The organism is Thalassospira sp., from assembly GCF_030690045.1.
In the GTDB taxonomy this organism is placed as follows: domain Bacteria; phylum Pseudomonadota; class Alphaproteobacteria; order Rhodospirillales; family Thalassospiraceae; genus Thalassospira.
The window spans coordinates 49419-61586 of the sequence record NZ_JAUYHK010000001.1 but is presented as its reverse complement, the minus strand read 5'-3'; the positions used below and the strand labels follow the sequence as shown (position 1 = coordinate 61586).

The 12168-nt window shown below is 55.8% G+C and carries 9 protein-coding genes; 1 reads left to right on the top strand and 8 read right to left on the bottom strand.

What is annotated here, in order from left to right:
- Positions 1–7 precede the first annotated feature (7 nt).
- The 3 genes from Q8O73_RS00255 to Q8O73_RS00245 form a co-directional block, all read right to left on the bottom strand.
- Complete coding sequence (locus tag Q8O73_RS00255) at positions 8–1291, bottom strand: TRAP transporter large permease (RefSeq protein WP_305553115.1); 1284 nt, start codon at positions 1289–1291, stop codon at positions 8–10.
- A gap of 14 nt (positions 1292–1305) precedes the next feature.
- Positions 1306–1899 carry a TRAP transporter small permease gene (locus Q8O73_RS00250; RefSeq protein WP_305553113.1) on the bottom strand — a complete coding sequence of 198 codons (594 nt, stop codon included), beginning with the start codon at positions 1897–1899 and terminating at the stop codon, positions 1306–1308.
- A gap of 152 nt (positions 1900–2051) precedes the next feature.
- Positions 2052–3449 carry a PLP-dependent aminotransferase family protein gene (locus Q8O73_RS00245; RefSeq protein ID WP_305553111.1) on the bottom strand — a complete coding sequence of 466 codons (1398 nt, stop codon included), beginning with the start codon at positions 3447–3449 and terminating at the stop codon, positions 2052–2054.
- A 220-nt stretch (positions 3450–3669) separates the two neighbouring features.
- Between Q8O73_RS00245 and dctP the strand changes: the two genes are divergently transcribed.
- Complete coding sequence (dctP, locus tag Q8O73_RS00240; protein WP_305553109.1) at positions 3670–4689, top strand: TRAP transporter substrate-binding protein DctP; 1020 nt, start codon at positions 3670–3672, stop codon at positions 4687–4689.
- A 73-nt stretch (positions 4690–4762) separates the two neighbouring features.
- Here dctP and Q8O73_RS00235 read toward each other — a convergent pair whose 3' ends face one another.
- From Q8O73_RS00235 to Q8O73_RS00215, 5 genes are all read right to left on the bottom strand, one after another.
- Entirely contained in the window at positions 4763–6163 is a 1401-nt protein-coding gene (locus Q8O73_RS00235) for an aspartate aminotransferase family protein (RefSeq protein ID WP_305553107.1), read from the bottom strand.
- Positions 6164–6194: 31 nt separating this feature from the next.
- Positions 6195–7676, bottom strand: a complete 1482-nt coding sequence (locus tag Q8O73_RS00230; protein WP_305553105.1) for an NAD-dependent succinate-semialdehyde dehydrogenase — start codon at positions 7674–7676, stop codon at positions 6195–6197.
- Between the two features lie 158 nt (positions 7677–7834).
- On the bottom strand, positions 7835–8080 hold the full coding sequence (locus Q8O73_RS00225) for a hypothetical protein (protein WP_305553103.1): 246 nt from the start codon (positions 8078–8080) through the stop codon (positions 7835–7837).
- Between the two features lie 26 nt (positions 8081–8106).
- A complete protein-coding gene (locus Q8O73_RS00220; RefSeq protein WP_305553101.1) occupies positions 8107–11316 on the bottom strand; it encodes an ABC transporter transmembrane domain-containing protein in 3210 nt (1069 codons plus the stop codon).
- A gap of 45 nt (positions 11317–11361) precedes the next feature.
- Positions 11362–12147 carry an MBL fold metallo-hydrolase gene (locus Q8O73_RS00215; RefSeq protein WP_305553099.1) on the bottom strand — a complete coding sequence of 262 codons (786 nt, stop codon included), beginning with the start codon at positions 12145–12147 and terminating at the stop codon, positions 11362–11364.
- Between the last annotated feature and the right edge of the window lie 21 nt (positions 12148–12168).

The window sequence follows — 12168 nt, the reverse complement described above, 5'->3', positions numbered from 1 at the left end:
GGGGGCGTTAGCGGAACGCCATCGTCGGCAGGAACAGGGCAATATCGGGGAACAGCACCATCAAAACCCCGACCAGAAGCAGGATCAGGATGAAGGGCGGCGTTCCCTTGATCACCTCGAAATAAGGTCGTCGGAAAATCGCAATCGCCGTGAAAATATCGCAGCCAAAGGGCGGCGTTGCCGATCCGATGGCAACCTGAAGGGTGATCAGGGTCCCGACCAGAACCGGGTCCAGCCCCGCCATATGCACAAGCGGCATGAAAATCGGCGTCAGGACCAAAATCACCACAATCGGATCGACAAACATGCAGCCGATAAAAAAGGCCGCCGAAATCGCCAGCAAGACCAGATAGGGGCTGGCGTCATCAAGGCCAAGACCGCCGATCACCGCCTGCGGAATCTGGGCAAAGGAAATCACGAATGAAAATGTCGTTCCCGCCCCGACCAGAATAAACACAACAGCGGTGATGAGGCCGGTGGACCGGGCGATATGGAGCAATTCACCCCATTTGACCGACCGGAAAATCAAGACTTCAAGGATGACGGCATAGAGCACGGAAACAGCGGCGATTTCGGTCGGGCTGACCCAGCCACCGTAAATTCCGCCGACAATCAGCACCGGGAACATGATGGCCGGTCCGGCCTTGCGCACCGCAATCATCCGGTCTTTCCAGCCAATGCGCGGGATGGTCGGGATGTTGTTGACGGTGGCGTAATACATCGAATAGGCCGAAAACAGGATCAGGATCAAAATCCCCGGCCCGATCCCGGCCAGAAACAGTTCGCCAATCGATACCTTGCCGACCACGCCAAAGACGATCATGCCAATCGAGGGCGGGATCAGCATGGCGATGTCGCTGGCATTGATCACCAGCGCCATTGTAAAGCTGTCCTTGTATCCGGCCTGCAACATTTTGGGTCGCAACGGGCCGCCCATTGCCACCACGGTCGCCTGGGTGGAGCCGGACACCGCACCAAACAATGTACAGCCAAGGGCGGTGGTAACAGCAAGGCCGCCGCGCATATGGCCGACAAAGGTCATCGCCAGATCAATCAGCCGGTTGGCGGTATGCCCCTTGGTGATGATGTCGGCGGCAAAGATAAACATCGGCACCGCGATCAGGGCGACCGGGCTGATGCCGCTGATCATTTGCTGGATGATGATGTCGGTTTTGATCGGCATGAAAAAGGCAAAGGCGACAACGCTGGCCGTGGCCAGCGGCACCATCATCGGAAATCCCGATACCAGCAGGACCAGCATCACGATTAATATGGTTGTTCCAAGATCCATTGTCGCTGCCCCCTTTAAATATGGATTTCGTCGATATCGTCCACATCGGCGAACTTGTCCTCAACCCGGTAGGATAAATGCACCCCCGGTTTGAGAATGTTCGTCGCAGCGGCGAACAGAAACTGGATACCGGTCATGGTCAGACCAAACGGCACCCACAGCAGCGTGATATAGACCGGAACCCGCAGGGCAGGCGTTACGCGGTTTGATGTGGCAAGCGATGACACATAGCCGACCGCATACCATGCCAGCAAAAACATCAGGGACGCGGTGCCCAGTGTGATGATGATCATCATCACCTTGCCCGATTTCGGGCCCAGCATATCGGTGAAGGCCGACATGCGAATATGGCGGCCCATGCGGGCGGCCTCGCTGATGCCGACAAAGGTCACCAGAATGATCAGGAACTGGTTGAGTTCCTCGGAAAAAAACAGACTTGAATCAAACACCAGCCGCATAATGACATTGGCAATGGTATTGACCGCCATGATGATGATGCTCCAGCCCAGAAGCTGACGCTCGATCACCGACAATCCGCCGTCGATTCGTTTGAGAATGGCTAGTGCCCCGCCTGTCGGCGCAGGGGCCTCCCCGTGTGTTCCTGACATACGACCTCCTTGATGCGCGCGCGGGTTATCTGTTTGAACGTCTGGTGAAGACCAAATGTTCCCTCCGCGCACCTTGCCCGCTTCGCGCCAGAAAATCAGAATAGAAACACGCTTTGAAACGGTTCAATCAGATTTATGTCATGAGACAAAAATCAATACATGACGTCGAAGGCGTGAACACCGGGCATCTGATCCATATTCTGACGGATTTGCAGCAGGGCATGATGCAGGGAAGGCGTATCGGGGGCACCGCCGACACAAATGCGGATCGCATTGGGGCGCGGCATCTTGATGGTCATGAACGGGTCGGAAATGGTGACGGCAACACCGTTTTTACGCAATTCCGAGGCAAACCATTCTTCCTGCCAGTGTGGTGGAATGCGCACCCAGGCGCTAAGCGATGTCGGATGATGACGGATCACGGCATCGCCCAGAATATCGGCAACCAGGCTTTGGCGTTCGCGCATCAGGGCGCGTTGGACGGTCACGGCCTGATCGACGGTGCCATCGGCGATCCAGCGTGCCCCGATTTCCGCCATTAACGGCGTGCCCATCCAGCCGGTCACGCGCAAGACGCTGCTGGCCCGGATCGACAAATGCGGCGGCACCACCAGAAAACCGGTGCGCAGGCCGGGCATGACGATTTTGGTCAGGCTGGTGACGTGAAACCCCAGACGTGGCAGGAAACTGGTGACCGGGGGCAGGTTTTGTTCCAGCAAGGGCCGGTAGACATCATCCTCGATCACATAAACCCCATGTTGCCCGGCGATTTCGGCAATGCGTTTGCGCCGTTCCAGCCCCATCAGGCAATTGGTCGGGTTGGTATAGATCGGGGTGATGACAAGGGCGCGGATGGCGCGGTTCTGGCATTCTTTCTCAAATGCTTCGGGCAGAATGCCTTCGTCATCGGTTGGCAGGGCCCCCAGTTTAAAGCGCAGGACGCTGGCGGTGCCAATCACGCCATGATCGGTCAGGTTTTCGGTCAGGACGACATCATCGGGCTGCACGATCGAGGCAAGGGCGGTGAAAACCCCCTGTGCCGCGCCATTGGTGATCAGGATTTGCGGCACATCGGCATTCATGCCCATGCCTGACAACCATTTGGCCCCGATTTCGCGATGATATTCAAAACCGGCCACCGGGCGGCAGGATTCCATCCAGCCATGATGAGGTTCTTCGGCCAGACGGGCATGGATTTGCCGGGACAGGTCATTATGAAATTCGGTATAGGCGGCGCGGACAATCGACAGATCAATCAGGTCGGGTTGGCGGTTATCGAGGATAAAGGAGGATGCCCGGTCGGTCAGGCGGGCCTGAACAAAGGTGCCGCGTCGTCGTTCGGACCGTAAATAGCCCTGTCGTTCGACTTCCTTATAGGCGGCACTGACTGTCTGGACACTGACGCCGACCCGAAAGGCCAGATCGCGGTGGGTGGGCATGCGGACATCGTGGCGCAATCGCCCCGACTCGATATCGGTGATAATGGCCTCGACCAACGCCTTGTATTTCGGGCCGTTGTCGCCGCTCATATTGGTTGTAGGCAACCACATATTTCTATTTCCACCCAATAATTTTGTCCTGACCCTAACACAAAGCCGATGGATTTGGGTAGGGGGCTTGTATTTTTGTCATGATACAAAACGGACATTGACCTGATGCAGGAACATTTCAAAACTTTGAACGTTCAATACATACGACGTTCCACCAAACGCCGCCGGTCCTGCTTTGTTGCACCGTGATCGTAGCGGCAAAACAGGGAGACTTCTTATCATGAGTATGAAAAAGTTTTTGACGGCATCGCTGTCTGCGACGGCCCTTCTGATCGCGTCGGGCATGGCGGCCCAGGCCGAGGAATGGAAATTCGCCCATGAAGAAAGCCCGGGCGATGTGCAGGATATCTATGCCCAGGAATTCAAGCGTCTGGTCGAAGAAAAGACCGACGGCGATGTGACGGTGACCATCTACACCTATGGTCAGTTGGGGACGGAAAACGACATTACCGAACTGACGGCATCGGGGGCGGTGCAGTTCTCGAATGCATCGCCGGGGCATCTGGGCACCTTCGTTCCGGAAATTCAGGTGTTTGGCGTGCCGTATCTGTTGTCGCAGGATCCGGAAGTCAACAAAAAGGTTCTGTCTTCCAGCCCGACAATTTACGAAAAAATCGGACCGGATTTTGAAAGCCAGGGCCTGAAGCTCTATACCATGTATCCGGAAGGTGAAATGGTCTGGACCACCAAAAAACCGGTGACAGAACCCGCCGATTTCAGCGGTGTGAAATTCCGCGTCATGACCTCGCCGATCCTGATCGAAAGCTATAAATCCTTTGGTGCCAATCCGACGGCCCTGCCGTGGGGTGAAGTTTATTCGGGTCTGCAAACCAGCGTGATTGATGCGCAGGAAAATCCGATTTTCTTCATCGAAAGTGCCAAATTTTATGAAGTGACCGATTATCTGATCTATGCCGGTCAGCAGGAATACACCACCACCGTGGTCTCGAACGCCGATTTCTATAACGGCCTGTCGGACGAACACAAAGCGCTTCTGGCCGATGTGAAATCCGAACTGGATGATTTCATTTTTGATGCCCAGGCAGAGGCCAATGCGGCGTCTCTTGAACGCATTCAGGCTGCGAAGCCCAGCATTGAAGTGATCCGTCTTGACGAAGAACAGCGTGCCAAATTTGCCGAAGCCTCCAGCGGCATTGGCGACAAGCTGGTTGAGATGGTTGGTGGCGACACCGCCGAAGTGCTTGAAGCCCTGCGCAAGGAATTTGGCACCGACATGTAATCCGGCCTGTCGGCAGATATTAAAAACCCCCGCAAGTTGACCTTGCGGGGGTTTTGCATTTGGTCGCCGGGAATTATTTACCTGCGGCGACTTCGTTTGCCACCGCATCCACCGCCTGTTTGGCGATGTCGATCACCTTGTCGATTTCGGCTTTGGTAATGCACAATGGCGGGGCAAAGCCCAGAATGTCGCCATGCGGCATCGCACGGGCAATCATGCCGCGTTCAAGACAGGCCGCCGAAACCCGCGGGCCGATTTTGGCATTGGGGTCAAAGCGTGTCTTTTTGTCCTTGTCGGCGACGAATTCAAGGGCGGCCATCAGGCCAACCCCGCGGGCTTCGCCCACCAGCGGGTGATCATTGAAGGTTTCGCGCAGCAATTTTTGCATATAGCCGCCGGTATCCCGCGCATTGCCGGTCAGATCCTCGCCATCGACGATATCGAGATTGGCATTGGCCGCCGCCGCACAGACCGGATGGGCGGAATAGGTCCAGCCATGACCAATCGGCCCCATTTTGTCCGATCCCTGTTCCAGAACCTTCCACACCCGTTCGCCAATGATCACACCCGACAGCGGCAAATAGCCCGATGTCACACCCTTGGCAATCGTGATCAGGTCGGGTTTCATGCCGTAATGATCCGATCCGAAATAGCTGCCGGTACGGCCAAAGGCGGTCACGACTTCATCGGCAACCAGCAGGATATCGTATTTGTTCAGGATTTTCTGGATCGCCTCCCAATATCCTGCGGGCGGGGTGATGATGCCGCCTGTTCCCATCACCGGTTCGCCGATAAAGGCGGCAACGGTTTCCGGGCCTTCGCGCAGGATCATTTTTTCCAGATCGTCGGCACAACGTTTGGCAAAATCGGCCTCGGATTCACCTGATTCGGCGTTCCAGTAATGATGCGGGCAGGTGGTGTGCAGGATTGGCGCACGCGGCAGATCAAACGCATTATGGAACGCGGCAAGGCCGGTCAGGCTGCCGGTCATGATGCCTGATCCGTGATAACCGCGCCAGCGCGAGATGATTTTCTTTTTTTCCGGGCGACCCAGAATATTGTTGTAGTACCAGATCAGTTTGATGTTGGTTTCGTTGGCATCCGACCCGGACATGCCATAATAGACGCGCTGCATGCCTTTGGGGGCGGATTTGACGATGCGGTCCGACAGGCGGATGACCGGTTCGTTCCCGTGCCCGACATAGGTGTGGTAATAGGCCAGTTCCTTGGCCTGTGCATAAATCGCCTCGGCGATTTCGGTGCGGCCATAGCCGATATTGACACAATACAGCCCGGCAAAGGCATCCAGGCTTTCGCGGCCTTCGGTATCGTGAATGTAAATGCCCTTGCCGCCGCAAATGATGCGGTTGGGCAATTCGCCGTCGGCATGCTGACGCATATGGGTGGACGGGTGCATGAAATGGGCGCGGTCCATCTTTTGCAGATCGGCAGTGGTGTTTTTGATCATGTTCATTGGTCTTCTCCGTTAATGGATGTGCCGGGGCCTAGATCGCAGCGCAGACATATTTCAGTTCGGTAAATTCTTCGAGGCCGTGGCGCGATCCTTCGCGGCCCAGACCCGATTGTTTGACGCCGCCAAACGGGATCGGCGCGCCGGTGATTTTCACGCAATTTAATGCCACCATGCCATGTTCCAGCGCATTCGCCACCCGGTTGGCACGGGAATGATCGTTGGTGAACAGATAGGCGCACAGGCCATATTCGCTGTCATTGGCGCGGGCAATCACATCTGATTCGTCGTCAAAGGGCAGGACGGCGGCAACCGGGCCAAAGGTTTCCTCGCGGTAAATCTGCATGGTGTCGTCGATATCGGCCAAAAGGGTCGGGGCATAAAACAGCCCGCCCAGTTTTTTGCCGCCAACAATCACCCGTGCGCCCTTGTCGCGGGCATCACTGACATGTTCGTCGCATTTGGCAACCGCCTGTTCATGCATCAGCGGCCCGATATCGGTGGTGTCATCCAGACCATTGCCAACCCGCAATTTGCCAATTGCCGTGGCATAACGCGCGACAAAATCATCATAGATATCGCGATGAACAAAAATGCGGTTCGCCGCAAGGCAGTCCTGCCCGCTGGTGGCGAATTTGGCGTTGATGGCGTGATTGACCACCTGATCCAGATCACAATCGGGAAACAGGATGAAAGGCGCATGACCGCCCAGTTCCATCGACATTTTTTTGATGGTCTGCGCCCCTTGCGACAGCAACAGCCGCCCGACACGGGTGGAGCCGGTAAAGGACAGGGCGCGAACATCGGAATTGCCGCACAATTCCCCGACAACCGGCACCGGGTCGCCGGTAACAACGTTAAAAACCCCGGCGGGGATGCCCGCACGTTCGGCCAGTTCGGCCAGGGCGGTGGCCGAAAAGGGTGTTTCGGCGGCCGGGCGGACAATCATGGTACATCCGGCGGCAAGGGCGGCGGCGGCCTTGCGCGTGATCATGGCACAGGGGAAATTCCACGGGGTGACGGCGGCGGTGACCCCAATCGGTTCGCGCCGCACCGTCATGGCGCGGTCGGGCAGATGCGATGTGATGTTTTCGACATTCACCCGTTTGGCTTCGTCGGCATAAAAATCGATAAAGCTGGCGGCGTAGTTGATTTCACCACGGGATTCGGCAATCGGTTTGCCCTGTTCCAGTGTCATCAAAAGCGCCAGATCTTCGCGGTTTTCCAGCAACAGATCATGCCAGCGGCGCAGGCGGGCAGCCCGGTCCTGTGGCAACAGGGCGGCCCATGCCGGGAAGGCATCACGGGCGGCGGCAATCGCATTTCGGGTTTCAGCCACGCCCATATTGGGGACGGTGCCCAGAAAGCTGCCGTCAAACGGATTGGTGACGTCGATCACCTGCAAATTATCGGCCGAACACCAGCGCCCGTTGATATAGGCATGTTCGCGCAACAGGCGCAGGTCGGACAGGTCGCCCAGATGGATGCAACGCTGTTCTTTCAATTGTGCCGTCATCGCGTGTCTCCTGTGATTGCCGACCTGTTTCAGACCCGCATCGGTTTTGAACTGCATGCAGAGTACCAACAGCACGGCAGAGGAGGTGTCCGAAGACAGCACGATTTGATGTGTTTTTTTTGGCAACAGGGGTGGAAAAACGATGATTTTTTCTGTGATCAGTCCGGATCATCATCGTCAAACGCCCGATATTGGTGGCGCTTGCGATATTTTGCGCGTCCGGCCCGGATCAGGATAATCGCAAAAAACAGGGCAATCAGCGATGTTGTCATGGGAAAAGCCAGTGGCAATCCGATGACAAACATTACGGCCCCCAGAAGGCCACCGCCCACCGCCAGACCGATCCCGCCAAGGATCAGCAGGGCGAAAATACCGGCAATCAGGAAGGCGAGCAGTCTGTTCATGTGCAGTTTATTTATGTGCAGTCTGGCTATTTTTCGGGGGGCTGGTTCCGGTTGACAAGCTGTTTGGTGGTTTGGTCCAGCCGCCCGGCCAGAACCCGCAGCAATTGCAGGGATACGGCCTGGTCATCGCGGATCAGACCCAGAAATTCGGTTTTATCGAGTTTCAGGACGGTCATATCCTCGGTGGCGCGAATGGTGGCGGAACGCGGTGCATCGACCAGAAGGGCAATCTCGCCAATGACTTCCTTGGCCAGAACATCGCGCAGCTTGATGGTTTTGGCTTCTTCGGTGGTCAGCCAGATTTCACCCTTGCCCGAAATCACGACAAAGGCGGCATCGCCCGGTTCCCCCTGCCGCACAATGATTTCACCGCGTTTATAGGTCAGGCGCGGGCTGGTAAAGGCCAGAAGTTTCAAGACATTGGGATCAAGACCGGAAAAGAGCGGGATGGTCCGCAACAGCCGGACTTCCTCGTCAATCGAACCATCATCAACCGGGCTTTCGGGTGTGTCGCTGCCATTGCCCGTTGTCGTGCCATTGACGGTTTCTTCACCCTGATCGTCCCCGGCCTGTTTGCGCCGGACGATCTTGCCGTTCGACATATGCAGGAAGGTTGAAAATCCGTCATTTTCAATTTCGTCACCATCGACCCAGATGATGCTGCGCGTGTCGGATTGCCGGGTGAGGAACGCGATGACCTGATTGCGGGTTTCGCGGTCCAGTGCCGACAGGGCCTCGTCAATGACCAGAACATCCGGGTTCTTGATCAGGGCGCGCACCAGCGCGATTTTCTGGCGCAGGCTTTGGGGAATGCGGCTTCCGGCGACACCGACATCGGATTCAAGGCCAAGCGAAACCAGGGCTTCGTACAGGCCGCCATCGCGGGCGATTTCAAACAGAACATCCCCCACCCGTTCCTCGGAATGGGCGCGGCCATAGGCAAAGCGGCCATAAAGCAGGTTATCGAGCACCGGGGCGGCGGCGGTATAGGTGTCGGCCTGAAAAAAGTCGATCCTGTCGGCCAGTTCCGGCGGTAAATCCTGATGGAATTTGGATCGTGCCTTAAGGATCAGATTGCGGAATTCGTCATCAATCACCCGCAGGCGGTGACGCGCCGGGGTCAGGGTCATGGCGACGTCCAGCAATTTTGTCCGGTCCTGATCGCTGATATCATCGACATTCTTGCCGCTGATGCGTTTCAGCATATTTTTGATATCGGGCAATTCATCGGCCGAGACGAAACTGTAACGGTCGAAAAAGTCGTGGCCCGGTGGCAGGCCGGTAAACAAATCGATCATCAGTTCCAGCGTTTTGCGGCCCATTTCGATCAGGAGTTCATACAGATCGTTTTCGCGCAAAACTTTCAGGAAATAGGGATCGGTCAGAAAATCAAGCCGTTGAAAATCCGGATTGGTGGCCACACCGAACACCAGATTGATGGCAACCGATGCGTTGTCGTTATAACGGTTGATGTCATAGGGTTCGACCAGATCCGACAGGCCGCGTTCGGCCAGAACCTCGCGCAGGCGCGGACGGGCGACCAGAACGGCCTTGGCCAGATCGGGGCTTGTCGCCGGATTGATACGCCGTTGCAGACCGATGCGATAAACATCGCGATCCAGATGGACCACCGCCAGAAGCCGCAACAATTCGGCATGCAGGGCGTCAAGCGATTCATATCCCGGCCCGATATAATCCAGCCATTGCCCGGCGGGATCATGCGGGATATTGCCCGATTCGTGGATTTCATCCAGCCACACGGCGGTCATGTTCGGCGGCAAATCGGTGGGCGATGCCAGGGTGATGCTATCGACCAGTTTCGGGGGCGGTGCCAGTAACTTGATTTCGCCAGACGGATTTTCACCCTCATTGGCAACCGGTTCGGGCAAGGGGCGGTGTTTCAAACCATACAACAGATTATCGGCAATCGATCCGCGAAACAGATAGGCATCGGGCCCGACATAGGACATGCGTTGCCCGATGGCGGCATCGGGCAGAGCGGCAAGATTGGTATTGTCAAACTGAATGCGGCCAGTGGTCGGGGTCAGCAGACGCACCAGCAACCGCGCCAGTTGCGATTTGCCGCTGTCTGAGGAGCCGGTCAGCAAGGCACTGCCGGGCAGCGGCATGTTAAAGGACACATTTTCAACCGCGCGGGTGCCATCATCATCCACCCATGACAGGGCATTGACATCCAGTGGCCCGGCAAGACGTTCTGCCGGGGGTGTGATGATTTGGTGTTCGGGGGCCAGATCAGGCAATTCAAACTGTTCATGCAACTGTTCATATTTGATGATGGCATCGGCAAGCCGTTGATAATAGGCCAGCAATTCTTTCCACGGTGCCGACATATCCTTGTAGGCGGCAAGGGCCGCGACCAGGGCGCCAAACGACAGATCGCCCATGATCACCAGATAACCGCCAATCGAATAGAAAAAGAACGGCGTGATTTGCGAGATGAAGTTATTGAGGAATTTGATAAAAAATTTGCGAAGGTAGATTTCCTTGCGGATTTCAAAAATCCGGCCCAGGCGCTGGGTGAAATGCGATAATTCAAAACCCTGTGTTTCATGGGCGCGGATATCGGTTGCCCCGGTGACACTGTCGCCAATATGTTCGGACAGACGCCGGACATTCTGCACGCGGTCCTTGCCCAGTTTGTTGACCCGGCGTTGCAATTTCGGGATCACATAACCTTGCAGCGGATAAAACGCGACAGCCGCCAGACCCATCAAGGGGTCCTGAATGAAAATAAAGGCGGAAATCGTGATCAGCATCCCGCCCTGATACAGCGGCAATGAAAAGGCCTCGCCGAAAAAACCGCCCAGCGGTTCGGCTTCGGCGGTGATCATGGAAACGATTTCGCCCTGACTGGTTTTGCGGAAATGCGGCACCGGAAACCGCAACATGCGTTCAAACAGAATATAGCGAATACGCCGCAACAGCCGTTCGGCCATGATGCCGGTATAGACATTGATGAAATATTTGAAGCCGCCATTGACGAACACAAGGGCCAGGAAAATCCCCGACAGCACAAACAGATATTCAATCTGGCTGAAATCGATGCCCAGAATCTGATATGGCTCGCCCGCCCCGCCAATCGCCTCGTTGACGATCATTTTCGGCAGGTCCAGCGAATAATACAAAAACGGAAAAGACAGCAAGGTGATTGCTGTCAGAAAAATCTGCTGGAGGCGGCTATATCGCCAGATATAGGCAAAGACCGACTTTGGCATATACGGGTTCCGTTTGTTACGCAGTCCTGACGGTGCGAAAAAGCGTCAGGTCAGATCAAAACTTTGTCGAGGTTGAACAAACCCGCAAAAGCCATCGGCCTTTGCATCGGGTTGATCATAGGCCTGATAATGGTAAAGCCACATTTTGTTTTTGATATCGTCGGGCAGGGTGCGAATCTGATCATAATGGGCATGGACCCCGGAATGGCGCGGGCCCAGTTCGCAATCCTGAAAAATGATGTCGGCCTTGCGATAATACGGCATATGGATTTCGGGACTAAACCGGGCATCGGTGGTCAGGAAAAACCGTTTTGACCCGCAATCGCCAAACAGACCATAAGACAGCATGACCCCCTGGGGTGTGACAACATGTTCGCAGGGCACAATCGTCATGGCGACACCGTGGAAATCAAAACCGCTGTCGGCCGCAAGCGCATGAACATCGAAATAGGTGGCCAGGGTGCTGTTGCCCTGATCGCTGATTTCAAGGCCGCCGCGCAAGCTATGCTCCCATAATGGTTCCAGTAATTCCTGCATGGCATAAAGGCTGGTGCGATGGCCGCCGCACAGAAAATAATTCGACAGCGCCACCCATTCCAGACCGCCAATATGATCCGAATGCAGATGGCTGATATAAATGGCATCCAGATCGTTGGGCGCAAGCCCCATCCGTCGCAACGAATGACGCGCATCCGATCCGCAATCAATCAGCAACCGCTGTGGCCTGGCTTTGCCGGTTTTTGCCACCGGCACTTCCAGAACCATGTTGCTTTGGAAATTGTCGGCACCCATACAAAATGCCGACCCCGTACCGGCAAAAGTGATCTTCATCCCCGATCTCCAATCCTTTTA